The organism is Anabaena azotica FACHB-119, from assembly GCF_014697625.1.
GTDB classification, from domain to species: Bacteria; Cyanobacteriota; Cyanobacteriia; order Cyanobacteriales; family Nostocaceae; genus Trichormus; species Trichormus azoticus_A.
In genome coordinates this window covers 16486-42488 of record NZ_JACJSG010000043.1, presented here as the reverse complement: position 1 = coordinate 42488, position 26003 = coordinate 16486, and the positions used below count along the sequence as shown (strand labels likewise).

Here is a 26003-nt window from a genome sequence, read left to right as displayed (position 1 = left end):
TAATTTGCATCCTACCGAACCAATCAGATAGTCACCCACTGCGGTAGTCTAGATGAGAGTGAAATTATCGCCTGGTTTGACATATTGTTTTATGACTTCAGTTGTTTCCAGTGCTAAACGCACAATCCGTATTGGTTCTCGCAAAAGTCAACTCGCTCTAGTTCAGACATACTGGGTTAGAGAACAATTACAAAATAGTTTCCCAGATATCAATTTTGAAGTCCACACCATGTCTACCCAAGGCGACAAAATCCTTGATGTAGCACTAGCCAAAATCGGCGATAAAGGACTCTTCACCAAAGAACTGGAAGTGGGAATGCTGAATGAGGAGATTGATTTTGCTGTTCATTCCCTGAAAGATTTGCCGACTAACTTACCCGAAGGTTTAGCACTAGCCGCCATTACAGAACGGGAAAACCCCGCCGATGCGTTGGTGGTGCATGAAAAGTTTCAGGATAAGCAAATTGATACTCTCCCAGAAGGCGCAGTAGTTGGGACATCATCACTGCGACGCTTGGCGCAGTTACGCCACAAATTCCCCCACTTGACATTTAAGGATGTGCGGGGAAATTTGAATACAAGGTTAGCTAAATTAGATGCTGGTGAGTATGATGCTCTAATTTTAGCGGCGGCTGGGTTACAGCGTTTGGGAATGGGCGATCGCATTCACCAAGTCCTCCCCAAGGAAGTGTCTCTCCACGCCGTTGGACAAGGCGCTTTGGGGATAGAATGCCGTGCTAATGATACAGAACTGATATCATTGCTGAAGGCGATTGAACACCCGGAAACACGCGATCGCTGTTTAGCAGAACGCTCTTTTCTCCGCAGTTTAGAAGGCGGTTGTCAAGTACCCATCGGTGTAGATACAGAAATTAACGGTGAGGAATTAATCCTCACAGGTGTAGTTGCCAGCGTAGACGGACAGAACTTAGTTAAAGACACCATTTCCGGCGCTGCTAGTGATGCAGAAGCAATTGGTAAACAATTAGCCGAACGCCTGCGGGAACAGGGAGCGCAAGCAATTTTAGAAGCTATCTTTGCAGAGATCCAACGCGGTTCTTAAGCAACTTTAGTAATTCGTAATTATTGATATAAAAATCACAAAATTACGAATTATTGATCAGGTTAAGATTTAGTAGGGTGGGCAATGCCCACCACCTGCTTATGTAGAAAGTGCAAGATATAAAATTTAGAAATTCCCCATAGTTTGTAGTAAGGACTTTAGTCCTTTTTAAATACCAAACTTCCCAGACTACATCATTAATAAATATTCGTGATTATAGCTAGCGTTTCTCCTACTGACACACCCTACTAGCTTGGTAAGGCTAAAGTGCATTAGCGAAAAATCGCTCATCTTAATCATCTGCGTTTATCTGCGTTCAATTTTTTCCGAATTTGTTACCATATTTTAGTCTTGACACGCTACAACATTTCGCATATTTTTATCTGGAATTACCCAAATTAAGGTTTGTAGTTTGCGTGTAGCGTCTGTATACGACACGCTACGCGAATGAAGAGAGGACTAAAGTCCTCTCTACGAGACGCTACGCGAACACTACGAACTCAATCATGTGTAGCATCTGTATACGACAAGCCACGCGAATGAAGAGAGGACTAAAGTCCTCTCTACGAGACGCTACGCGAACACTACGAACTCAATAACGTTAAAAAATAGTAAAAGATGTAACCTATAATTAGTTACGAATTAAGAATTTTTGATCAGAATTGGGGAAACAAAAAATACCATGCGGATTCTATTTGTAGCAGCAGAAGCAGCACCCATTGCCAAAGTAGGGGGGATGGGTGATGTTGTCGGCGCATTACCCAAAGTCTTGAAAAAAATGGGGCATGATGTGCGGATTTTCTTGCCCTATTACGGCTTTTTGCCAGATAAAATGGAAATTCCCCAAGAGCCAGTGTGGCGGGGATATGCCATGTTTCAGGACTTTGCAGTCTACGAAACGGTTCTCCCTGGTACTGACGTTCCCTTGTATTTATTTGGACATCCAGCTTTCGACCCCCGAAAGATTTATGGGGGAGATGATGAAGACTGGCGCTTCACTTTCTTTGCCAATGGTGCGGCTGAGTTCTGCTGGAATTACTGGAAGCCAGATATTATTCACTGTCACGATTGGCACACAGGGATGATTCCTGTGTGGATGCACCAATCACCAGATATTACTACAGTCTTCACAATTCACAATTTGGCTTATCAAGGCCCTTGGCGTTGGTATTTAGAAAAAATTACTTGGTGTCCTTGGTATATGCAGGGACACAATACAATGGCCGCAGCCGTGCAGTTTGCCGACAGGGTGAATACAGTGTCCCCCACCTACGCCGAGCAAATCAAAACCCCTGCTTACGGGGAAAAAATCGAAGGTTTGTTATCCTTTATCAGTGGGAAACTATCGGGAATTGTCAACGGTATAGATACGGAAGTTTACGACCCAGCAACAGATAAGTATATTGCCCAAACCTTCACGGTTGATACTTTAGATAAACGCAAAGCCAACAAAGTCGCTTTGCAAGACGAAATGGGGTTAGAAGTTAACCGCAATGCCTTTTTGATTGGCATGGTGACAAGGTTAGTTGAACAAAAAGGTTTGGATTTAGTTATCCAAATGCTCGATCGCTTCATGGCTTATACTGATGCCCAGTTTGTCTTGTTAGGAACAGGCGATCGCAATTACGAAACCCAGATGTGGCAATTAGCATCCCGCTACCCCGGACGCATGGCAACTTACCTGTTGTATAATGATGCCCTATCCCGCCGCATCTACGCCGGTTCTGATGCTTTCTTAATGCCTAGCCGCTTTGAACCATGCGGTATCAGTCAAATGATGGCTCTACGCTATGGTTCCATCCCCATCGTCCGCCGCACCGGAGGCTTAGTTGACACCGTATCCCACCACGACCCCACCAATGGCGCAGGTACAGGCTATTGCTTCGACCGCTACGAACCGCTAGACTTATTTACCTGCATGATTCGCGCTTGGGAAGGCTTCCGCTACAAACCCCAATGGACAGAACTACAAAAGCGGGGAATGAGTCAGGACTTTAGCTGGGACAAATCAGCCAAGGAATACGACAGACTCTATCGGTCGATGTACGGCTTACCAGAAGAACCAGAAACCTCACAACCAGAGTTAGTCTTGACTCAATAGTGTGAGGGTGTGAGGGTATAAGGGTATAAGGGTATAAGGGTGTAAGGGTGTGAGGGTGTGAGGGTGTGAGGGTGTAGGGAGAAAATTATCTTCATTCTTTCCCCTAAACCCCTATCCCCCTAAACCCCTAAACCCCTAAACCCCTAAACCCCTAAAGAACCGTTCCGCGTGTGGCTTCGGTGTCGATGGGTTTGATGAGGTAAAGTCTCAGCATATTCCAGAAGATGGCGATCGCAGGCGGTATTCTTTGAAAAAATTTGATAAAGTTGGGGAGTTTGTTGTTTTTAATGGCTGCTAGTTTCAGGTTATTGACTGAACACTGTTCTAAGCGCCAGAAAAATTCCGGGTGGTTGGTATTCAAGATGACAGGAAATGCTCTGGCTGAGGTGTTATTTGTCTCTTGAATGACTCTGTTGTTGTATTTGCGCGGATGAATCCCAATCGATTCGTAAAATGAAGCGCGTTCAAATACTGTCATAGTATGGGTAGCGAACACAGTCAACAGGAAGAAGCGTACCCATAACCGCGCTTGCCAATTTTTCCACAATGAAGATTGCGATCGCAATAATGCCTTAAAGAAATCCCCATGTCGGTTTTCATCCTGACACCAGCTTTCAAACTTGCGAAATAGCGGATAAAATTGATATTCAGGATGTTCCTGCATATGCTGATGCACCAAAATATAGCGCCAATAACCTATTTTTTCCGATAGGTAGACTGTGTAAATAACCCACTCTGGCGGGAAAAAGGTATATGTGCGATTTTTGGTCAGATAATTTAAGTCCAAGGATAGCCGCATATCGGACATTGATTTATTCAAAAATCCTGCATGACGCGCCTCATCCCGCGCCAGAAATTCAAAAGCTTCCCCTAACAGAGGATTTCGGGACTTGATACGGCGGGATAATTCCTTAAATAGGAGAAATCCCGAAAACTCCGAGGTACAAGAACGTTCTAAAAAGTCAATGAAGGCGCGGCGCTTTTCCCCTGTAATATGATCCCAAGACTGTTTAAATTCCTCATCACGGACAAAATGATGGCGGTTGTAGTCAGCACGCAATTCTTCAACAATTGCCCTAATCTCAGTCTCATTGGCGGAAATATCTAAATTCGCCACTGCATCAAAGTCGGTAGTGTAAAACCGAGGGGTGAGTAACGTCTCCTGCATTGGCGCTTTCACACCCGGCTTTAGCGTTTGCGGTTCTGGAGTTGTCAGCGAATTAACCATGAGACTCCTTTAGACAATTAAATCTCTCTATAGTTATATAATCATATATATTCGATTGAGAAAAACAGTTAAATAATTTAAAACAAAATAAAGATAGAGATTTGTCAGGGGACAGGGGACAGTTATCAGTTATCAGTTATCAGTTATCATTAGTTTCTTTCCCCTTTCCCCCTTCCCCTTTCCCCAGTCCCCAGTCCCTCTTACTTGATATGTCGCACTTCCACGACGGTATGAACGTTTCCACGAGGGCTAAAATCAGCTTTGACGGTGACATCTAAGGGATCACAAGCTGCAACAAAATCGTCGAGAATTTGGTTAGCTGATTCTTCGTGAGAAATGTAGCGATCGCGATAACTGTTAATATATAGCTTCAGAGCCTTCAATTCTACGACACGCTCATCAGGCACATAGGTAATATGAATTGTGGCAAAGTCAGGATAACCGGAAAACGGACACTTACAGGTAAATTCCGGCAAAGTAATATTAATATCGTATCGCCTACCTACACGCGGATTAGGAAAAGTAATTAGTTGTCCTTCCGCAATGTTGCGTTCGCCATACTTAGGTTCCTGGTCAGGCTGAGATACAATTTCCGGTGAAGAATTACTCATAAATTATTAGTCCAAATAAATGTCAAGACCCATCACTAATAACTTAACATTCACCACCCATCACTTAACACTGTTACCTGTAACCTGTCCCCTACACTACTACTCCTTACATTGTTACCTGTAACCTGTTACCTATAACCTGTCCCCTACAATACTACTCCTTCTCCCAATCAGGACAATTCCCATCATCCCATCCATGAGGGTGCATACCACAGACTAACAAATTACCACCATACACATGACCGTGATAATTGCTACAACCTATACAAGCTGGATTTTGTTCTGTCGTCGCTTCAACTGAATAAGGAAACCCAGGATCAACATCTGCGACAACATCTTCCAGTTCCCAGTATATATCCAGAATTGGCTCAGTGATATCCTGTAAATACTGCTCAACGTCAGTACCAAAAGTGTTCTGTACTTGTTCAGTAAATTCTTCTGTTAGCTCAAAAAAGGCATCTACCATTTCACCCATTCCCTGGAAGAAACGTTCTACTTCATCGGCCACGGTTTCTACCATTTCTATCAAATCTTTTTGCCATTGATCCATAAACTTAACGCCCTAGCTTAGTTAAAATAGGACGTATAGTGCTACTTACCTGGAGTCACTAAAGTACACCCTAGTTCCCATATATTATAGATTCTTGACTCGGTAGTAGCACAGCAAGCTTAACCTATACTAACTGCTGAGGCTGGAGGTAAAAAGTTGATAGCTCTATGGTAAATCAAGATAACCCGTGAAGCTAGTAAACTATTATTGACAAATAAAAAGTTTGCACTCGGCACTCTTTACTCTTTTTGCAATCTTTTTAACTCTTCTTGCAGTTCTAGCACTTGTTGGCGGAGCTTATCGACATTTTCTGTTGATGCTTCTTTCACCGTTGGTTCTTCGTTTTCCTCTAAGATTTCAATGCGACGAGGTTCGGAAGCTGGTGACTTTTCTGGAGACTCAGCTGGGGCTGGTGGCTGCTGGGCTTGCTTCATCATGTCTTCCACGAAGCGACGGGCTTCTTCTGTGGTCATTTCACCCTTGGCAACCATTTCATCTGCCAGTTTTTGGATTTGCGATCGCAGTTCACTTAGTTTAAATTCGCTTAGTTTACCACTAGCAGAAACTGCTTTCTCACCTGCGTAAGAAGCTAACCCGACACCAAGGTAAAAAGCTTTCTGAACAATATCTCCAAAACCAGGCATTGCTGCTGATAGCTCCTAAAAATAGGGCGACCCGGAGACTACGCCTACCACAAGCATCCCGTGTTGCTGCTACCTTCCGGTCCTGACAAGGTTTAGGCGTTGCAGCCGCATAGATCCAGGTCTAAATTTAGTATAACATCACTTTTGCGTAACTGTGAGTTATTCGACCACAATTTTCCATTCGTAAAGCTTATATTTAACGCAACCGTTCTTTACCAAGGGATCAGCCGCGACAATGGCCTCAGCTTCTGTCATTGAAGCGGCTTCAAATACCAACATCCCGCCGCCGAGTTGCGCCCAATAACCTGTTTTGGCTTTGTGTCCTTTGGCAATTAAATCTTTTACATAAGCTTGATGGGCAGGTACGTATTGATCAAAGGTAGACTTATCAACCTTTCCCTCTTCTATCTTGACAAAAGTCGGCATTGTACTTGTAACCTCTGGAAATGATATGTTTTACAAGGTGGAGTACCAATTAATTTAACTAGTTCCCCTTTTAAATTTTGAATCATTCCATCAGCCGTTTTTTCGTCGCCTTGCTACCGCCGCAAGACATACAAGACTACGCTAACCAAATCAAGCAGTACTTTGCAGATAATTATGCTAGTAGTCACGCGCAAAAGTCGCCGCCACATATTACCCTGCAACCGCCTTTTGCATGGGCAAATAATAACCTATCAACTCTAGAAACATCCTTAAGAGAGTTCGCCAGCCAACAGCAGCCAATACCAGTTACACTTAATGGCTTTGCTGCTTTTGCGCCTCGTGTTATCTATATCAATGTGGTGAGAAGTCCAGAGTTGTTGAGTTTGCAAGCAAATTTAGCTTCCCAGATGGAAACCAACTTGCAAATTGTAGACCAAGTTGGCAAGACGCGACCTTTTGCACCACATATGACGGTAGCGTTTCGAGACTTAACAAAACAAAACTTTCAAGCTGCTTGGCCGGAGTTTGCCCAGCGTCAGCTACATTTTGAGTTTACCGCTAACAAACTGACATTGTTAATTCATGATGGTAGACGTTGGCTGATTCAATCAGAGTTTGATTTTATAGTAGGTGACAGGGGACAGGTAACAGGTGATAGGGAATAGGCAGTAAAAATAAAATTCCTTTAGTAGTAGCCTGTCTAGACTAAAATAGTGCATTAGCTAAAAATATAAATCTTAATCATCTGCGTTTATCTGCGTTCATCTGCGTTCAATTTTTTCCAAATCTATTGCCACATTTTAGTCTTACCACGCCACTACTGAATATTTATGACTCCTCGTGTAAGAGCGCCAGAACTACCGCAAAATTATCCTTGGCTGAACACTGACTATCCCTTATCTATTAAGCAACTTAAGGGTAGAGTCGTGATTTTAGATTTTTGGACTTATTGTTGTATCAATTGTCTTCATGTTTTACCAGATTTGAAATATTTAGAACAGAAATATAAGGATAGCTTGACAGTTATTGGTGTCCATTCTGGCAAATTCGACAACGAAAAAGAAACTGAAAATATCCGTCAGGCGATATTGCGTTACGACATCGAACACCCTGTAATTGTAGATCAGGGTTTTCGGGTATGGCAAGAGTATGCTGTGCGTGCTTGGCCTACATTAATGATTATCGATCCAAAAGGTTATGTAGTCGGCTACGTTTCTGGTGAAGGAAATCGAGATACTTTAGATGAATTAATTACACAAATTATTCAAGAACATCAAAACCAAGGCACAATTAATTTTCAAGAAATTAGCCTGACTTTAGAAAAACAACGTCAACCATTAATTACACCTCTAGCTTTCCCCGGTAAAGTTCTAGCTACCCCAGCCGGGTTATTCATTGCTGACTCTGGACATCACCGCATAGTTGTTAGTAACTTCGACGGGGAGATTTTACATTTAATTGGTAGTGGTAAATCTGGTTTAACTGATGGTGCTTTTGAGGAAGCGCAATTTTCCGCACCCCAAGGTATGGCGTTTGATGAAGAGAAGCAAATTCTTTACGTTGCTGATACTGAAAATCATGCTTTGCGGCGAGTTGATTTCCAGCAGCAAATAGTAGCAACAATTGCAGGAACAGGTGAACAAAGTCATCATATTTGCCCACATGAAGGTGTTGGTTTAGAAACTGCTTTAAATTCGCCTTGGGATTTGGTGAAGGTGGGAAATACTTTATATATTGCAATGGCGGGGGCGCATCAAATTTGGCAAATGGATTTAGCAAGTGGCATTATTAAAACATATGCTGGTACTGGTGCAGAAGGTTGTTTTGATGGTTCGCTAACAGAATCAGCTTTTGCTCAACCTAGTGGCATTGCTACTAATGGCCATGAATTATATATTGCTGATAGTGAAATTAGTTCTATTCGTGGTGTGGGTTTGGTAGAAACTCAGCAAGTTAGAACTATTTGTGGTAGTGGTGATTTGTTTGGGTTTGGTGATGTGGATGGACAAGGTGAAAATGTCCGTTTACAGCATTGTTTGGGTGTGGAATATTTTCAAAATTATTTGTGGGTGGCGGATACATATAATCACAAGATTAAGTTAGTTAATCCTCGTAGTGGTAATTGTCAAACTGTGCTGGGAGGTGCGACTGGGTTACAAGATGGGCAAGGGAAAAACGCTTGTTTTTTTGAGCCTTCGGGGTTGAGTGCGATGGGTGATTATTTGTTTATTAGTGATACGAATAATCATGTAATTCGGCGTGTGGATTTGCAGAGTTTGGAGGTGATGACGTTGGAGTTTAATGGTTTGTGTGCGCCTGATGTTTGTGTTCTTTAAGCTCACGCAAAGGCGCAGAGGCGCAGAGAGAGTTTTGTTTGCGCCTTTGCGTCTTTGCGTGAAATTTTATAGAAGATATTTTGAGGCGATCGCTTAATATATACTCAAATTATCAGAACAGGATTTATTCAGTATTTTTACTTAAAAAAAAGATAATCTATGCACAATATAATCTATTGGTGAGTTGTTAAGAAGGGTATTAAAATGAAAAATCAATTCATTCCTTTAGACTGTGGAGAGGATGTTGTCTTGCTTGACAAAGACACTTTTACAGTAACTAGGCTAAGAGAGGTAATTCTAAGACAAATCATAAGTAAATGGCGGCAAGAGATTTGCGTCAATAAAACTTCATTTACTAACGGTTCAGTTGGTAGTTTATTTCATAGTATATCTACTGGTGATAGTTTGATACCATTCAATGAAATTAGGCTAAATGCTGTGAAAGAATGTCAGCTTCTTAAAGTTGGTGGAAAAGGCTGGCAGAAGGGAAAATTAAATATTCGATTATTTATATATCCTAATAGTGATAAGATAAATCATCTAAATCTTGAATTTTATCCAGACAAATCTATAGAAACAGTATCGCATAAAGATGATACTCATCAAAATATTCGATAAATATGAACAGTATTATCCATATCACTAAGCGTCAACAGTGGGAAGAAGCTAAAAATATTGGGATCTACCGTGCAAAATCATTGGATAATGAAGGATTTATTCATTGTTCTAAAGCGACGCAAATCACTAAAGTTGCTAATAGGTTTTTTCGCAATCAAACGGAATTAGTATTACTTTTTATAGACGCTGATAAAGTGAAAGCGGAAATTCGTTATGAGATGGCTGATGGGGAATTATTTCCGCATATTTATGGGGAGTTAAATGTTGATGCTGTGTATCAGGTAATTGCTTTTGAGGCTGGGGAAGATGGGTTGTTTGAGTTGCCTTTAGGGGTAGAATAACCACGGAGGCACGGAGGCACGGAGATGGAACAAGATTTGGGTGTGTATGTGGAACAGGTGGCTTTGTTGTTGAATTTGCCGATAAAGGATGAGTATCGGGATGGGGTGGTGGCAAATTTTGAGAGAATTAAGGCGATCGCACAAGTAGTTAATTCATTCTCCATACCAGAAGAAGTCCAACCTGCACCTACTTTTGAACCATGAATGATGCTGTCTCTATCGCTAAGGCTATACGCAAAGGTGAAGTTACCGCTTTGGAGGTGACGCAAGCTGCTTTGGCGCGAATAGCAGCACAGGATGCGGAACTTAATTGTTTTACGGCTGTAACTGAGGAAACGGCTTTGGCTGATGCAGCACGTATCGATAGGGAAATAGCCGCAGGGAATGAACCAGGGTTGCTGGCTGGTGTCCCTTTTGCTGTGAAAAATTTATTTGATGTGGCTGGTTTAACGACTCTGGCGGGTGCGAAAATTAATGCAGAAAATCCGCCAGCAAGTGCAGATGCGACAGCAGTGGCGAAATTGAAACAAGCTGGTGCAGTGCTGGTAGGTACTCTCAATATGGATGAGTACGCCTATGGGTTTGTGACAGAAAATTCTCATTACGGTGTGACTCGTAACCCCCATGACTTACAGCTTGTGGCTGGGGGTTCTTCTGGGGGGTCGGCGGCGGCGGTGGCGGCTGGTTTGGTTCCTTTGACTCTGGGTTCGGATACTAACGGTTCTATTCGTGTCCCGGCGGCGTTGTGTGGTGTATATGGTTTTAAGCCGACTTACGGACGTTTATCTCGTGCTGGGGTGGCTTTATTTTCTAGTAGTTTTGACCATATCGGCCCTTTTGCTCGTTCGGTTGCGGATATTGCTACAATATTTGATATTCTGCAAGGTGAGGACGATCGCGATCCTATCTGCACCAAACGACCTGTAAACCTAACTTTACCCCAACTACATCAAGATATCTCTCATATTAGAATTGCTGTTGCCGATGATTATTTCCAAAAAGGCGCAACACTGGAAGCATTAGCCGCCGTGCAGCAAGTAGCTGATGCTTTAAATGTGACTAATTACGTTACTTTACCAGAAGCCCACCGCGCTAGAGCAGCCGCATTTGTAATTACAGCCAGTGAAGGGGCAAATTTACATTTAGATAAATTAAGAACCCGTCCGCAAGATTTTGACCCCGCAACACGCGATCGCTTTTTGGCAGGGGCATTAATACCGAGTAGTTGGTATATCCAAGCACAACGCTTTCGCCGATGGTATCGCGATCGCATCAGTGAAGTATTTCAAAATGTTGATATAATCTTAGCACCGACAACACCCATCCCCGCCCCGCTAATTGGACAACAGACAATGATTTTAGATGGGGAGGAAATTCTCGTCCGTCCCCATTTGGGATTATTTACCCAACCCTTATCTTTCATCGGCTTACCTGTATTATCTTTACCAATACAGCGTCCCAACAATTTACCTTTAGGAGTGCAATTAATCGCCGCACCATATAATGAAGCTTTGATATTACAGGTTGCGGCGATATTAGAAGCCAAGGGAGTGGTGAGTTGTGGGTAACTGTCAACTGTCAACTGTCAACTACAAACATTATACCTGATTGCGTTCGGTCAAAATCTCATAACCAGTTTCTGTGACTAAAACGGTGTGTTCAAACTGTGCTGAGAGAGAATTATCTACAGTCACAGCCGTCCAGCGATCGGATAAAGTTCTGGTATGTTTAGAACCTGCATTTAAAATGGGTTCAATTGCCAATGTCATTCCTGCACGCAGTTTGACATTAGGCATTTCTCTAGTGCGGTAGTTAAATACAGAAGGTTCTTCATGAAGGTTACGTCCCACACCATGACCTGTAAATTCTTCCACCACAGTAAAGCCATTAGCTTTTACATGATCCTCGATCGCTCCCGCCAAATCAAGTAGATAAGCACCCGCTTTGACTTGTTCAATCCCTTTATACAAAGCTTCTTCCGCTACACGAATCAGTTTAGCAGCTTCTGGAGTCACTTCACCAACAGCGATGGTAATGCAGGAATCACCATGAAAGCCTTGAAAATAAGCACCTGTATCTACTTTTAATACATCACCAGTCCGAATCACTTTCTTGGAACTGGGGATACCATGTACAACTTCGTTATTAATACTGGAGCAAATAGAACCAGTAAAACCGTGATAACCCTTAAAACTTGGTGCTGCACCCATTTCGCGGATACGCTTTTCTGCATAAGCATCCAAGTCAGCAGTAGTCATTCCTGGTTTTACTAACTCAGAAATTTCTTTGAGTACAGTGGCGACAATTTTTGCTGACTGTCGCATAATGTCAATTTCGCGCGGTGACTTAATTTCAATCCCCCGGCGTTGTTTTTTTACAGGTGTTGGCTTAGGTGTTTGAGAAAGCAAGTTGGTGAGAATGTTCATGGGAAATCAATAATTACTTGCGCCTTGCCGCTAAAATTGCAGGTTACTTCTGATCAATTGAGAAATAATATCTATTACTTACGTTAACTTATTTTTGTTGCTTGGGATTGGGGAAAGGGGAAAGGGGAAGGGGGAAAGGAACAACTGTCAACTGTCAACTGTCAACTGTCAACTGACTAACGACAATTTCCCCTGTCATCCCGGCTTCAGTATGTCCTGGTATAGGACAGCGTAAACTATATTTCCCTGGCTTGAGGGTTACGAACACCCATTCCGCTTCACCGCCAGGCTTGAGTTCTAGTTCATGAATTGCGCCTTTGATTTCTACTTTTCCTGCTTCAACCTTTTGCGTCCAAATCCCATCTGCAAAGTCTTTGGCGGTAAAATAATGTTTTAATTGGCTGGGGTTGTTGAGGCGTAGTAGATAACGTTTACCTGCTGTTAATTGCAAATTATTTGGTTCAAACTTGAGTTCATTAGCTGAGTTACCTAAAGATACTGTAATTTCTGTTACTTGTTGTTTAAGTAAATCGGTAGATGCTTGTGCTGCTAATGCCGTATCTGCACTGGTTAACAGAAAACCTAGTAGTAAACAAGATACACAAATCTGATGAATACTAGGCAACAAAGACGAAATAAGTTGGTATATAACTTTGCGCGGTTTGTTAAATAAGCAGGTCATTATTACAGCATCCCTAATTAAATAATCTTGGTTAGGAAGAGATTGTGCAAAATCTCACTTTTGATAGGTTATCAACTATTCCTTATGGTTTACCTACAGTTTCATTGTCTGACAAATTGTTTGCGTAAACAAGTGACAGCAAGCGGAGGTTAGGAAATTTCCAACTAAACAAATATACAATCACTTTGGGGAGCAGGGGAAGAAGTGCAAAATAGAAATGATAAGTTTTTCAGACAAAGCAAGTAAAATATATCAAAGGACAACAACTGAACTTAATGATGGATATTTCACTAAATCAACTACTTAAATGGTTAATTATAACTTTATTGTTGCCACTGATTTTTTTGAATGGTTGGCTAATTATTCAATTTTTTAGTTATTTTAAACCGTTAGTCACAATCTTTGTCCTAGCAACATTGTTTGCTTTTATTTTAAATTATCCTGTGTCATCGCTCCAAGAACGGGGGGTTAAGCGTAGCTATGCAGTAGCAATTGTTTTTATTTTTACTTCAGTTATTTTAATTGCTTTAGCTATTACTTTATTACCAATAGCTTTAGAACAATTTAATGAAATCGTTAAGGTGCTTCCGCAATGGATTGATTCTAGCCAAACAAAGCTTCAAAATTTGAATGATTGGGCGCTTGGTCAAAATTTTAAGTTGAATATTGGTCAATTGTTAAATAGGATAATGGATAAATTACCAGATGAGTTGGAGTATTTTTCTCACAAGATTTTTAGCGTTATTATAGAAACGATAGATAGTATTTCTGAAGCGATAGTTACAGTTGTTATAACTTTCTATTTGTTATTAGATGGGCCGAGGATTTGGGAAAGTATATTCAAAAAGTTACCTTGGTCTTTGTCAGAGAAAATCAATCAATCTATTCAAAAAAACTTTCAGAATTATTTGATTGGTCAAGGAACTTTAGCTTTATTGATGGGAACTTCGCAAACTTTACTATTTTTAGCCTTTAAAGTGCAATTTGGCTTACTCTTTGGTTTGGTAATTGGCTTTTTGAGTTTAATTCCTTTTGGTGATGTTGTTAGCTTGATTGTGATTACTTTGATTGTAGCGACACATGACATTTGGTTAGCTGTGAAGATTTTAGCAGTGGCTGTGGTGATTGACCAAGTGATTGATCAGGCGATCGCACCCCGGCTTCTGGGTAGTTTCACAGGGTTAAGACCAATCTGGGTGTTAACTTCTTTGCTAGTAGGAACTTACGTTGGTGGTTTATTAGGCTTGCTCATTGCTGTACCCGTTGCTGGTTTAATTAAGGATACAGTAGATGGGTTTACATCTTTACCTCCTGGTATAAACAACGCTTTACCAACTGAAGCCGCAACGGAAATATTCAAACCCGAATCTACATCAACTTGAGCTAATGTAGCTATTTTAGTTTTGAAATTTGCGTAACCAAGGTTTTCTTGAGTTTACGCCTGATTTAGCCCTGGAGTTTGGACTTAAAAGCATCTCCAGCATACATTTCTCGTGACCGAGATCACACGTAGTTGCAAAAAAATCATTAAAGTTATGCAATTTTTGCATTTATGCGGATGCGCTAAAGTTCAGTTAATGGCATTCTCTATGTTTAGGAATAGAGTTGATGGCATACTTAACACCCCTGGAATTGTCTAGGGGCTTTTTATTTTGTCATTAGTCCATAGTCATTAGTCCATAGTTATTAGTCACATATACGACTTACGCATAAAAACGAAAAATCAAGGGTTTGGGCAAGGGTGTAGGGGTATAGGGGTGTAAATCTTTAAAACCCTTACACCCTTACACCCTTACCCCCCTACACCCTGTCTCAACAGATAACCTTGGTGCGTAAGTCCTGACATAGTGCGGTCTTCTCAATGACTTGTGTTTTTATTGCACAGTTATCAACGAAATGGGCAATTTAATAAAAATCTTGTAAAATCTGCTAGACTCTCCACCTGAGTAGAGAGTTTAGGATAGTTGCAGGCATTAGCCTCTTGATAGTTTTCTCCATTCACATCGTAAATCTATGACAATCCAACTCACAGTTCCCAACATGGCTTGTTCTGCTTGTGCCAATAATATTACGAATGCAGTCAAGACAGTTGATGCTGATGCGATCGTTCAGGCTGATCCTCAGACTAAGCAGGTTAACGTAGAAACGCAAGCGTCAGAAACATCTATCAAGGATGCGTTAGCTGCTGCTGGCTATCCTGCGGCGTAAATTTCCAGAAAAATCACACCCCCGACTTTTCCCAAAAATCGGGGGTTTATATCAGTGAACAGTTAACAGTGGACAGTGAACATAACCTGATAACTGATAACTGTTAAAATCGAATACCCAACTGTCCATTAATACCGCGCACAGAATTATAACCAGCGCCAACGAAAACGTTATCAGTAGCGCCTACCTGCACTCCACCAGAAAAAGCTACTCCTTTATCCTCTGAATAATAGCCCAAACCCACATAAGGCGAAATGACAGGCAAACGGACAAATCTCAACACATCCACACCTGTAGCACCATCTGTCCCTACGCCTAACTCTACGCCAAAATTTAAAGCCCTAGCACCTACAGCATAGGTGACATCGCCATCTTTGCCACCAACAGACACCCAAGGTTGTGGTATGACTTGGGCAAAGGCTTGAGTGGGGGTTAATAGAGCTAACAGTCCTAATGATGTGATGAATGTTTTAGCGATGGCGTTCCGCCCAGCGTAGCTGATCGCAATTTTCACGCTCTTCTCCTACAATACCAAATTGTGACTTAAATCTAACTGAGCGATCGCCTTAAATAATTGTTTCCCAAGTAATATATTTCATCCTGAACAATTGGGGAACAATAGCCATAGTTTTGACTGTGGAAACCATGAGAAGTCCGCAAACTGTTAAGGCGTTGGAAGAATTGGGTAGAGTGCGTCTTTCCAAAAACTTTTTTATGCGAGATTTTCTATACTCGGAGATTTCGCAAATTGAAAGTATACCCAACATACCAGATGATCCTGATTTAGCGATCGCTGCTGGCAAAAACCTGTGTCAGCAAGTCCTAGAGCCAATTCAAGACGCTTTGGGCAGAATCAGCATTCGTTCCGCTTTTCGCTCGTCTGCGGTCAATGCAAAGGGCGCAGAGAATAAAAATCAATACAACTGTGCCAAGAATGAATCTAACTACGCCGGACATATTTGGGATGTTCGGGACGCTAACGGTTATATGGGTGCAACAGCTTGTATTGTTGTCAACTCCTTCATTAATTACTATGATAAAACGGCTGATTGGACAGGGTTAGCATGGTGGATTCATGACCATATTGATAAGTATAGCAGTATGGAATTTTTTCCCAAGTATGCTGCTTTTAATATTGGTTGGTCTGAAAATCCACAGTTGAGAAAATCTTATATTTATAGTTATGTGCCAAATCCTCATACTGGCAAGAAAGGGTATCTAACGAGGAAGGATGAAGATAATTATCATGGTTCCCATCAGCAGTTTTATGAAAAGTTTATCGCCGAATTAAACCCAGTAAATAAATAAACTGATTTCTCAATCAAGCTATAGATATAACAAGCTTAATCGTAGGGTGGGCATTGCCCACCAAAACCATGATATTTACAAGGACTTAGATTTTTTCAAAATTCAAAACTAATTCCTATATAAATATAAAAACCTTAATAGTTCTTTTAAAGCTCTTATTGAACAATAATTTTTTTAAATTACATACTATTCCACTGCAAAACCAGTGTAGTGACGCATTTTTGGCGGGTCGAAACCTAAAACAATATCTTCTTTAGGTACTCCCAATTCTACTAATTCATTGGCAATACCTACTTCCGTACCATCCTGCTGAACCCAGATTTTACCATTAATAATATCGACGTGAAGAACTGTACCATAAACTCGCTTGGATTCTTGCCAACCAACGTAGACTAATTGATAATGGTCACGTTCAGTATCAAAGATAGTTTCTGCTTGAATACGTTTATCCCACACAAGTTTGGCGCGTGCGGTTAATAGGTTCTTTATATGTTCTCTATATTCATCGACGGTAGCCATCGGTTAATTACCTCCCTATCAATATTGTATATCAATAGAAGAAGTTGGTTTTGCTCTACAAGTCCTTGAATAAACGAGGTTGTAAAAAAGCGATCGTAAATTAATACTATAGTCATAATCAGACTAACTGTAGGGTGCGTCAGACCCAATAATTTCGTACATATTAAAGGATTTTCCACATCTGACGCACCCTACCCCAAGTGTCAGTTGCGTTAGTTCTGTTATAAAATAACGAGAGCGAAATAAAAGCGATCGCTAGCTATGCTAACAACAGCAAAATGGACAATAGACGAATATCATCAAATGATAGCGGCGGGGATTTTAGATAACCGACGTGTAGAACTATTGAGGGGGGAAATTGTTGAGATGTCGCCGGAAGGAGAACCCCACGCATATTTTAGTAGTGAAGCTGGGGAATATCTGATAAATTTATTGGGCGAATTGGCAATGGTTCGTCTAGATAAACCGATAATTTTACCTAATGCGTCCGAACCAGAACCGGATATTGCTATTGTGCAAAGGCTAGGACGTGAATATTTAACCCATCACCCATATCCAGAGAATATCTTTTGGCTGATTGAGTATGCAAATTCCAGTTTAGAAAAAGATTTAGAGATAAAAAGTAGAATCTACGCTGAAGTCAACACTGCTGAATATTGGGTGGTGAACTTAAAGAAAAGACAGCTTGTAGTCTTTCGATACCCCGAAGATGGCGAATATAGTTCAAAGTCCACAATCATGGACGGAACAATTTACCCAATAGCATTTCCAGATATTGCCATATCAGTTTCCGCTATCATCAGTAGTTAAAATCACCACCCAATATTCTAAACCTCATCGGGATTAATACCCAACTCCCGCAACTTTTGCGCTAGTCGTTCAGCACGTTGTGTTTCTTGCTGTGCGCGTTCTCTTTCCTGGTTTACTAACTCCTCCGGTGTAGGTAATTTCCTTCCTGCTTCGTCATACCAATATAACCACTCCCGCTTGCGTCCCAAATAAGAACCGCGTTCTCGTCCTAGTGCTAAACCAATTTCTGGCATCCACACCCGCGCACCTGGTTGTAAGATGTATTCACTATTTTCTAAACGGTAAACTTCTAAAGGTTCACGTTTACTCCGATATCTCCGACTGGGTACATAAATTGCATAATATAAAATGCCCAATTTGGCGTAATCGATTTTTTTCTTTTCGTATTCACCACCGTAGGTTTTGGAAACAACCTCTAAGGCGAAAATGGGAACAATACCATCTTCTTCCCACAGCACATAACTTAAACGTCCCTCTTCGCCAATGAAACGTTCTACACCGACGCTGAGAAACCCATCGGGGACTAATGGCGGGTTGCTGGGTGCATAATAAATACCCATATCAACGCCAAAAAACCAATCTGTGCGTTGACTCCAGGCTAAAGCTAAAATAGCATCAAGTAAATTAGGAATCAGGTTTTGTAATTCGTTATCCACTGGGGTATCATCGGAGTCGGGAAGTTCTGCCGAGGATGGAAGACAGCTTAAGGGGTTGTACTGTACCATGAAAGTCCTCAGTTAGATTAGCTAGTTATATTTTAGAGTTAAAATAATCAAGCCTTCCTGAAATATCTCCAACTCAACAGCTACGTTTCGCCTGTGACAGATAATATCTATATATGAACGCTACACAAGAACAACTAAGAGTAAAACTTGAGCAGGCTTTAGTGGCTGCTTTTGGCGATGAGTACGCCAAAGTAGATCCAATTTTAGTTCCTGCTAGCAATCCTAAGTTTGGTGACTATCAAGCCAACGTGGCTTTGTCGTTGAGTAAAAAGTTGGGACAGCAACCAAGAGCGATCGCTTCTGCTATTGTTGAGAAACTGGATGTCTCCCAAATCTGCGAAACTCCCGAAATTGCAGGCCCCGGTTTTATTAACCTGAAGCTGAAAACAGCCTACCTAGAAGCACAACTTAACGCTATTCACGCAGACTCCGGCTTAGGAGTCCCCACAGCCAAACACCCACAACGGGAAATCGTTGATTTTTCCAGTCCGAATATTGCAAAGGAAATGCACGTCGGACATTTGCGTTCTACTATTATCGGTGATTCCATCGCCCGGATTTTAGAATTTCGCGGACATGATGTCTTGCGTTTAAATCATGTAGGTGATTGGGGTACGCAATTCGGAATGTTAATTACTCATCTTCGTGAAGTTTATCCCACTCTGTCAAATACTGATTATTTTGAAAGTCCTCTAGGGCAATATTTACTTAATCCTGACTCTGTAAATATAGGAGACTTGGTTGAGTTCTATAGAGAGGCTAAAAAGAAATTTGACAATGATGCCGATTTCCGAGAAAGATCCCGTAAAGCAGTAGTAGAACTACAGTCTGGAGATATCCACGCACGACACGCATGGGCTGTTCTTTGTGAAGCTTCTCGACAAGAGTTTAAGAAAATTTATGATTTATTGGATATCCAATCATTAATTGAACGTGGAGAATCTTACTACAACTCTTCACTACCACAAGTAGTAGAAGATTTAGAAAAATCTGGTTTACTGGTAGAAAATGAAGGGGCAAAATGTGTTTTCTTAGATGGTTTCAAAAATAGAGAAGGCGAACCTTTACCCCTAATTGTACAGAAATCTGATGGTGGTTATAACTACGCCACAACAGATTTAGCCGCACTTCGTTATCGGATTCAAAAAGATGAAGCCAAACGCATCATTTATGTCACCGATGCGGGACAAGCTAACCATTTTGACCAAATTTTTAAAGTAGCACATAAAGCTCGTTGGATTCCAGATGGTGTGGAACTGGTTCACGTTCCCTTTGGTTTGGTGTTAGGGGAAGATGGGAAGAAATTTAAAACCCGTGCTGGTGATACTGTCAGATTACGGGATTTATTAGATGAAGCAGTTGCTCGCGCTCGTGCAGATTTAGAAGTTAGATTGAAAGAAGAACAACGGGAAGAAACAGCAGAATTTATCGATAAAGTTGCCCAGGTAGTTGGTATTAGTGCAGTCAAATATGCTGACTTAAGCCAAAACCGCACCAGTAACTATATTTTTAGTTACGATAAAATGCTGGATTTAAAAGGCAATACTGCCCCCTATATGTTGTATGCTTATGCCCGGATTCAAGGTATTAGCCGCAAGGGTGGAATTGACTTTACTCAGTTGGGAGATAATGCCAAAGTCATATTGCAGCATGAAACGGAATTTGCCTTAGCTAAACACTTACTGCAACTAGGTGAAATTATTAGCACTGTAGAGGAAGATTTACTTCCAAACCGTTTATGTGAATATCTCTACGAGTTAAGTAAGAAATTCAATGTTTTTTACGATCGCAACAAAGGAGTTCCTGTATTAAATGCAGAGGAACCACTGCGGACTTCCCGCTTAGTTTTATGTGACTTGACAGCAAGAACTTTGAAGCAGGGACTGTGGTTTTTGGGTATTGAGGTGTTAGAGAGGATGTAATTTTGGGCGATCGCTTCAACAAAGGGTAATATAAAACTGTAGTGGCGTGTCTAGGCTAAAATGTTGCAAAAAATTTTCTTGTGGTGTAGGCATCTTGCCTGCACTGGACGGGCAAGATGCCCATCCCGCAAGAGTTTGCTAATGCACAAATTTAGTCTAGACAGTCCACTACGGCTGTCCCCTGTCCCCTGTCCCCTATCCCCTGTCCCCTATCCCCTATCTTCTTGCAGGATTTCTGTAGCTTTCTCAGCCGAAAGAGGTTTGTAGAACAAATAACCTTGGACATCCTCACAGTTAATAGATTTTAAAAAATCAAATTCTTCTGGTTTTTCCACCCCTTCCGCAGTCAGTCTTAAACCTAAACTCCTGCCCAAAGTTACTATTGCCTTGACAATATGTGCTACTTTCACATCCGTAGTCAATGATTTGATGAAAGACCCATCAATTTTTAGATTGTGGAGTGGTAAAAGTTGTAATCGTGAGAGGGAAGAATGACCAGTACCAAAGTCATCAATAGCAATATCAATCCCCATCTGCTGCAATTTTTCTAACACAGTCCTGGTAAACTGAAGATCCTCGATCGCCGTTGTTTCTGTAATTTCTAACTCTAAAAACTCTGGCGCTAATCCTGTCTCGGCTAAAATTTGGGAGACAACTTCCAATAAATTAGGTTGGCGGAACTGTTTGGGAGAAAGATTCACAGCCATTTTCAACGCAGGTAGTCCCGCTTGTTGCCAAGCTCGATTCTGCATACAAGCTGTTCTTAATACCCATTCACCAATGGAGATGATTAATCCAGTTTCCTCCGCAATGGGAATAAATACACTGGGTGATACTACCCCCATCTCTGGATGTTGCCAGCGTAACAGTGCTTCCATCCCCGTAATTTGTCCGGTAAGGATATTGACGCGGGGCTGATAATACACTGTTAACTCTTGCTTTTCTAGCGCATGACGCAAACTCTTTTCTAAATTCAGTAGTTCGGGAGTTTTGCCGCTTAAGCTGGTAGTATAGTATTTATAATTATTTCTGCCTCCATCTTTGGCATGATACAAGGCGGCATCGGCGTGTTTAATCAGAGCTTCTGCATCAGGACTATGTTCATCTAACAGGGAAATGCCTAAACTCGCACTGACATAAAATTCATGCCCATCCAAATAGAAAACCTCTTCTAAGGTTTTTAGAATCCTACAAGCTGCTTGGGTGACTTCTTCTAGATATTTAATGCGCGGTAGCAGGATGGTAAATTCATCACCTCCCCAACGCGAAACAGTATCGCCGCTTCGCAGACAACCTCGCAATCTTCGCGCCACCAGTTGTAATAAGCGATCGCCTAATGTATGACCAAGGGTATCATTAATCACCTTAAATCGATCCAAGTCAAGAAACATTACTGCTAAACTCTCTTGCCGACGCAACGCATTAGCGATCGCTTTAGCCAGTAACTCGTTAAATAGTAAGCGATTAGGTAATCCCGTCAGTAAATCATGCAGTGCTTGGTAGCGAATTTTTTCTTCTACTTGTCGGCGTTGCCAAGCACCACTGATACTAGCCGCCATTGTCAACAGCGTCGATTCTTCATGCTTTGACCAATAACGCTCCTGTGTGCAATCTGCTAAACCCAGGAACCCCCAAAATTGACCTTCTAAACGTAAGGGTACTAACAACAGCGATTGCACACTGTCTCGCTTGAGCAGTTCGCGTTCGGCTTCAGGCAATTCTCGCGTCAATTCATTAATTGACTGTCCATTGAATAAAATATTATACCAACGTGATAATGCCACAGACTCATAAAGTTGATTCTGCCAGTGTGGGCGAACAGCAGCCAGATGAGGACGATACCATTCAAATTGTAAGCTTACAGCCGCCCCTGTACTGTTGTAAGCGTGATTTTTAAATAGATAAGCCCGATCAGCCCTCGCTGCTTCACCCACCACAGCTAGAGCCTTGGAAATAGCGGTTTCATAATTCATTTCTACTACCAAGCAATTAGTAGCTTCGGCTACTGCTTGCAACAAGCGATCGCGCTGGCGCAGTTCGATTTCTGCTTTTTTTTGCTCCGTAATATCTCTAATAATATAAGTTCTAATTAAATCACTTTCTGGTAAATGATGCACTGATTGCTCAAAAACTGCTTGACCAACTGTCACTTCCCGGACAAAAGGGTTAATCTGAGTATTTCCCGTGACATTGAGAATTTCTTTTAAAATCGGATGCTGTCGCCCAAGCTTCCGCAAATCGGGAAACTTTATGGCTGCGGCGGGATTAAGATAGGTGACTTTTCCCTCCAAATCGGTTTCAATGATAGGGTTGGGAATCAATTCTGGAAACGATGCTAAACGCGCTAGGGCAGTCTCACTAGCACCTTCAAAATCAGTATCGAGTACTATAGTTTGCAAAGGATTAGCAGGTTGGGATTTGTCAGATAAATATCCTGACAAATCTTCAACTTCAGCAGATGCAAAAAAAGCTTGTTCGGAAATGTGGGAAACAGAGTAATATTTAGCCTGAGCTTGATTGCTACCAAAGATAATCACATCTCCATGCTGGAGATTACGGGAATAACATCTAGTGCCATTCACAAGTAAGCCATTCGTGCTTCCTTGTCCTTTGAAGTTGCCATCAATTATCCGAAAGCTACATTGGTCAGTGCCTGGAACAGTTACCCGCAATAGAATAGCGTGTTGCCTTGATACTGACCGACCATGAAGAACAATAGCATTACTGCTATGCCGTCCAATAGAATAAGTAGCCTCTTGCAATGGTATTGTGCGCTGTCCTTGCAAGTCTTGGACAACTAGAATGTGGCGGATTTTTTCCCACTCATTGCCTGGCATTATTATTTCTCAAATCCTTATCTATTTGAATATTTATTTGAAATAGACTGTTGATATTTCATCATTTATGAAAGCCGTTCTTGCGAATTCAGAACGATGCTTGTCTAAATAATGCGAGTTCCATAGATTGAGAATAACCACTAAGTAGCTGGACATGAGTAATTGTCATTGGTTAAGGCAGGAGGCAAACCCCCCAACCCTCAAGGGGGCAAGGTAGGAGGTGTGTCCACTTTTCATCTTCTCTACGAGAGGCTAACCCCAATGCGTAGCCTCTCGTAGAGAAGACAAAAGCCGAAATGGCAAAGTGGCGCACCCGGAGGAGAAGAAGTTTTTAGCTTCTTGACTAAAACTGTTTTAGTTTAGTTTATTTGCTTGTTCCTACTTATTCATGGCTTTCCCCAAGTGGAGAAAGGCTTTATGCCTTATATTTTTATTTTAATATTTTCTTTATCATATAGAATAAATTTAATCGCTTGATATTACACATGATATATATGCGGATATTTTTGTTAAGTATTGCTGGCGATTAACTAAAATTAACTGTTATTTGCTGTCTGTTTTAAGTAAAAATACCCGATTAAATATAAAAATCAGTAGTTTCTATTACTAAAATATTTTGATTTCACTGGTAACAAGTAAGAGTACATATGGTAGGGATGAGATTAAATCAAACTAACCTTAAAAAGGATAATTATAAATTAGAGAAAAATATATGCCATTTTCTTGCCATGTTTTAGCCTGTGAATCAACGGATACAAGAGGAATGCCCCAGTCAAGTTGAGCCGTAAAGCGATCGCCACTTGACCAGCGCAAACCCAGACCAACGGCTGCAAGGGCGTTAGGGTCGGGATTTTCTCTCTGAGTATTCCAGGCTACTCCCCAATCGACAAAGGGAACGACTTGCAATAGTCCACTCGTTTGAGGTAAGCGCAGAATCGGTATTTGCACCTGGGCTGAAGCAAAAACACCATTATCTGTTAACAGATAATCTTGTCGATAGCCTCTGACGCTATCTAGACCACCCAAACCAAATTGTTCCAAAGATAAAAGCTTTGTGGATGCTAGCTGTGTATTTACTTTCATAATTAATAAGGTGTCTTTTGCTAAAAGACGCGCCCATTGGGCTTGTCCTTGCCAAGAAAAAAAGCGGCTATCGGGATCTTCAGCATTAACAGTAGCATTAAATGCACCTATACCGAGATTAAACTGCGATCGCAATGCGAAAACTTCTCGACTGTTACGGCTAGTCCATTCTTGAAAGAATCGTAATGCAGATATCCTTGTCCGCCCGTTTTCATCCGCACCAGGGGAAAGTACATTGAGAGGGACATCAAGCTGTTCAAAGAGTGAGGAAGATATTTCACTCTCTCGGCGAGAAGCTGTCAAACCAATGACTAATTCTTGGGTAGGAGATTGAATTAATGGTTGACGATAGCTAATTTCGTAGTAACGAGAAGAAGACTCAATACCAAAATCATCAAAAGGTTTCTCTATGACACGGCTAGAAGAAGTGCCAAAGTTAAAACTGATAGAGCCGTTACGGGCATTAACTGGTAAAGTGTAGCTGATATCAAAACTGTTGCTGCCCTCAGTATTGCTGTAACCTGCACTGATGCTATCACCCAAACCTAGCAAGTTTGCCTCACTAACTTGAATCCGGCGACGAAAACTGCCCACTCCAGGCGATCGCCCATTATCTAGCGCCAATTGAACATTGCGGGTTTTTGCTTCGGCGATTTCTACTTGTAGTATGCTTGTACCTGGACGAGAACCTGCTGATAATTCGGCGGAGAGATTTTCAATTAAAGGATTGAGTTGCAGTAATTGTAGTGCTTCTAGCAACTTCTCGCGGTTGAGGGGTGGTTGAGTAGCGATCGCCAAGCGACTACGCACATAATTAGGATTAAGTCGCTGATTCCCAGTAATTTGAATATCTTCTAACTTACCTTCCACCACCTGAATTTTAATCACACCAGATTGAATAGTTTGCGGTGGAATATAAGCACCAGAAGTAATGTAACCCTTACTAATATATAGTTCGGTAATTCTAGATCGAGCCTGAAACAGTTCTGCTAGAGTGATCGGTCTTTTAGTAAACTCAGCCGTCACCTTAGCTAACTCTTCCTGACTGAACACCGTACTACCGACTACCTCAAACCTTTCCACAGTAATAGTTTGGGGTGTATCTGTCGGTACTGGCTGCTGTGGGTTAATATCCGGTGAAGGAGGTTCGAGTAACTCAGATGGTGGTGGTAGTTGCTGTGGTGGTTGAGTAGAAGGTAAAGGAGTAGGTACAGATGGTTGGATATCTTGAGGCTGGGGCAGTCTTTCCGGCAAACTGGGGTTAGGATTGGATTGTTGCGTCTGCTCAACAGCTTGAGCATTCACTGCTGGAACACCCATACTGTTGAGTAAAAGAAAGATACTCCAAGATAACCAAGAAACTGCAAGCTTTGGGCGGCGATAAATCATGCTACTATTGTGTTATTTGCCATCAATAAGAAGATTGTACGGCTACGGCTTCAGAAGTGAATATTACTTCATATTCTCCGGTAATCACACACTCAGCACTAAAAGTTCATCTACTCAAAGCAATACTAACTATAATTTCTGGGCGACTGGGGAAATGTAGTTTTAGCAGGGTGGTT

At 41.5% G+C, this 26003-nt stretch carries 26 protein-coding genes and 1 other RNA gene; 13 read left to right on the top strand and 14 right to left on the bottom strand.

Going from position 1 to position 26003, the window contains the following annotated elements; translation table 11 throughout:
• The first annotated feature begins 91 nt into the window (after positions 1–91).
• Both hemC and glgA read left to right on the top strand, forming a co-directional pair.
• The gene (hemC, locus tag H6G83_RS25960) at positions 92–1063 is read left to right on the top strand and encodes a hydroxymethylbilane synthase (protein WP_190477356.1); all 972 of its coding nucleotides are present in this window, start codon (positions 92–94) and stop codon (positions 1061–1063) included.
• Between the two features lie 682 nt (positions 1064–1745).
• Positions 1746–3164, top strand: coding sequence for a glycogen synthase GlgA (glgA, locus tag H6G83_RS25955; RefSeq protein WP_190477354.1), 1419 nt, complete (start codon positions 1746–1748; stop codon positions 3162–3164).
• A 151-nt stretch (positions 3165–3315) separates the two neighbouring features.
• Here glgA and acsF read toward each other — a convergent pair whose 3' ends face one another.
• The 6 genes from acsF to H6G83_RS25925 form a co-directional block, all read right to left on the bottom strand.
• Positions 3316–4392, bottom strand: coding sequence for a magnesium-protoporphyrin IX monomethyl ester (oxidative) cyclase (acsF, locus tag H6G83_RS25950; protein WP_190477352.1), 1077 nt, complete (start codon positions 4390–4392; stop codon positions 3316–3318).
• Positions 4393–4592: 200 nt separating this feature from the next.
• A complete protein-coding gene (queF, locus tag H6G83_RS25945; protein ID WP_190477349.1) occupies positions 4593–5003 on the bottom strand; it encodes a preQ(1) synthase in 411 nt (136 codons plus the stop codon).
• A 154-nt stretch (positions 5004–5157) separates the two neighbouring features.
• Positions 5158–5553, bottom strand: a complete 396-nt coding sequence (locus tag H6G83_RS25940) for a hypothetical protein (RefSeq protein WP_190477347.1) — start codon at positions 5551–5553, stop codon at positions 5158–5160.
• A gap of 239 nt (positions 5554–5792) precedes the next feature.
• Positions 5793–6197 (bottom strand): phasin family protein, encoded by a 405-nt coding sequence (locus tag H6G83_RS25935; RefSeq protein WP_190477345.1) that lies wholly within the window; start codon positions 6195–6197, stop codon positions 5793–5795.
• Between the two features lie 25 nt (positions 6198–6222).
• Positions 6223–6319: signal recognition particle sRNA small type (gene ffs / locus H6G83_RS25930), an RNA gene on the bottom strand.
• 37 nt (positions 6320–6356) lie between these two features.
• Positions 6357–6623 (bottom strand): YciI family protein, encoded by a 267-nt coding sequence (locus H6G83_RS25925; protein ID WP_190477343.1) that lies wholly within the window; start codon positions 6621–6623, stop codon positions 6357–6359.
• Between the two features lie 77 nt (positions 6624–6700).
• Between H6G83_RS25925 and H6G83_RS25920 the strand changes: the two genes are divergently transcribed.
• From H6G83_RS25920 to H6G83_RS25895, 6 genes are all read left to right on the top strand, one after another.
• Positions 6701–7288: a 2'-5' RNA ligase family protein gene (locus tag H6G83_RS25920; RefSeq protein ID WP_199328599.1), complete on the top strand. Its 588-nt coding sequence runs from the start codon at positions 6701–6703 to the stop codon at positions 7286–7288.
• Between the two features lie 165 nt (positions 7289–7453).
• Positions 7454–8959 (top strand): thioredoxin-like domain-containing protein, encoded by a 1506-nt coding sequence (locus tag H6G83_RS25915; protein WP_190477341.1) that lies wholly within the window; start codon positions 7454–7456, stop codon positions 8957–8959.
• Positions 8960–9163: 204 nt separating this feature from the next.
• Complete coding sequence (locus H6G83_RS25910; RefSeq protein ID WP_190477339.1) at positions 9164–9577, top strand: KGK domain-containing protein; 414 nt, start codon at positions 9164–9166, stop codon at positions 9575–9577.
• Between the two features lie 2 nt (positions 9578–9579).
• On the top strand, positions 9580–9918 hold the full coding sequence (locus H6G83_RS25905; RefSeq protein WP_190477336.1) for a DUF952 domain-containing protein: 339 nt from the start codon (positions 9580–9582) through the stop codon (positions 9916–9918).
• A gap of 24 nt (positions 9919–9942) precedes the next feature.
• Entirely contained in the window at positions 9943–10122 is a 180-nt protein-coding gene (locus tag H6G83_RS25900; protein ID WP_190477334.1) for a DUF4089 domain-containing protein, read from the top strand.
• A complete protein-coding gene (locus H6G83_RS25895) occupies positions 10119–11486 on the top strand; it encodes an AtzE family amidohydrolase (protein ID WP_190477332.1) in 1368 nt (455 codons plus the stop codon). Before H6G83_RS25900 ends, H6G83_RS25895 begins: the two co-directional genes overlap by 4 nt.
• Positions 11487–11516: 30 nt before the next feature.
• On the opposite strand, the gene map is transcribed toward H6G83_RS25895, so the two are convergent.
• Both map and H6G83_RS25885 read right to left on the bottom strand, forming a co-directional pair.
• On the bottom strand, positions 11517–12344 hold the full coding sequence (gene map / locus H6G83_RS25890; protein WP_190477330.1) for a type I methionyl aminopeptidase: 828 nt from the start codon (positions 12342–12344) through the stop codon (positions 11517–11519).
• Between the two features lie 154 nt (positions 12345–12498).
• A complete protein-coding gene (locus tag H6G83_RS25885) occupies positions 12499–13026 on the bottom strand; it encodes a cupredoxin domain-containing protein (protein ID WP_190477329.1) in 528 nt (175 codons plus the stop codon).
• 278 nt (positions 13027–13304) lie between these two features.
• Between H6G83_RS25885 and H6G83_RS25880 the strand changes: the two genes are divergently transcribed.
• Both H6G83_RS25880 and H6G83_RS25875 read left to right on the top strand, forming a co-directional pair.
• Positions 13305–14408, top strand: a complete 1104-nt coding sequence (locus H6G83_RS25880) for an AI-2E family transporter (RefSeq protein ID WP_190477327.1) — start codon at positions 13305–13307, stop codon at positions 14406–14408.
• Between the two features lie 631 nt (positions 14409–15039).
• A complete protein-coding gene (locus H6G83_RS25875) occupies positions 15040–15234 on the top strand; it encodes a heavy-metal-associated domain-containing protein (RefSeq protein WP_190477325.1) in 195 nt (64 codons plus the stop codon).
• A gap of 103 nt (positions 15235–15337) precedes the next feature.
• Here H6G83_RS25875 and H6G83_RS25870 read toward each other — a convergent pair whose 3' ends face one another.
• Positions 15338–15748 (bottom strand): hypothetical protein, encoded by a 411-nt coding sequence (locus H6G83_RS25870; RefSeq protein ID WP_313937031.1) that lies wholly within the window; start codon positions 15746–15748, stop codon positions 15338–15340.
• 131 nt (positions 15749–15879) lie between these two features.
• Here H6G83_RS25870 and H6G83_RS25865 point away from each other — a divergent pair, with 131 nt between their 5' ends.
• The gene (locus tag H6G83_RS25865) at positions 15880–16542 is read left to right on the top strand and encodes a peptidase M15 (RefSeq protein WP_190477324.1); all 663 of its coding nucleotides are present in this window, start codon (positions 15880–15882) and stop codon (positions 16540–16542) included.
• Positions 16543–16728: 186 nt separating this feature from the next.
• Here H6G83_RS25865 and H6G83_RS25860 read toward each other — a convergent pair whose 3' ends face one another.
• Together H6G83_RS25860 and H6G83_RS35010 are read right to left on the bottom strand one after the other, a co-directional pair.
• Positions 16729–17061, bottom strand: a complete 333-nt coding sequence (locus H6G83_RS25860) for a XisI protein (protein ID WP_190477322.1) — start codon at positions 17059–17061, stop codon at positions 16729–16731.
• Complete coding sequence (locus tag H6G83_RS35010; RefSeq protein ID WP_206759005.1) at positions 17028–17177, bottom strand: PDDEXK family nuclease; 150 nt, start codon at positions 17175–17177, stop codon at positions 17028–17030. Before H6G83_RS35010 ends, H6G83_RS25860 begins: the two co-directional genes overlap by 34 nt.
• A gap of 145 nt (positions 17178–17322) precedes the next feature.
• Here H6G83_RS35010 and H6G83_RS25855 point away from each other — a divergent pair, with 145 nt between their 5' ends.
• Complete coding sequence (locus tag H6G83_RS25855; RefSeq protein WP_190477320.1) at positions 17323–17871, top strand: Uma2 family endonuclease; 549 nt, start codon at positions 17323–17325, stop codon at positions 17869–17871.
• A 17-nt stretch (positions 17872–17888) separates the two neighbouring features.
• On the opposite strand, the gene H6G83_RS25850 is transcribed toward H6G83_RS25855, so the two are convergent.
• On the bottom strand, positions 17889–18596 hold the full coding sequence (locus H6G83_RS25850; protein WP_190477318.1) for a Uma2 family endonuclease: 708 nt from the start codon (positions 18594–18596) through the stop codon (positions 17889–17891).
• Between the two features lie 113 nt (positions 18597–18709).
• Here H6G83_RS25850 and argS point away from each other — a divergent pair, with 113 nt between their 5' ends.
• A complete protein-coding gene (argS, locus tag H6G83_RS25845; RefSeq protein ID WP_190477317.1) occupies positions 18710–20518 on the top strand; it encodes an arginine--tRNA ligase in 1809 nt (602 codons plus the stop codon).
• Between the two features lie 209 nt (positions 20519–20727).
• Here argS and H6G83_RS25840 read toward each other — a convergent pair whose 3' ends face one another.
• The gene (locus tag H6G83_RS25840) at positions 20728–23355 is read right to left on the bottom strand and encodes an EAL domain-containing protein (RefSeq protein ID WP_190477315.1); all 2628 of its coding nucleotides are present in this window, start codon (positions 23353–23355) and stop codon (positions 20728–20730) included.
• 678 nt (positions 23356–24033) lie between these two features.
• Entirely contained in the window at positions 24034–25827 is a 1794-nt protein-coding gene (locus tag H6G83_RS25835) for a ShlB/FhaC/HecB family hemolysin secretion/activation protein (RefSeq protein WP_190477313.1), read from the bottom strand.
• Positions 25828–26003: the final 176 nt, after the last annotated feature.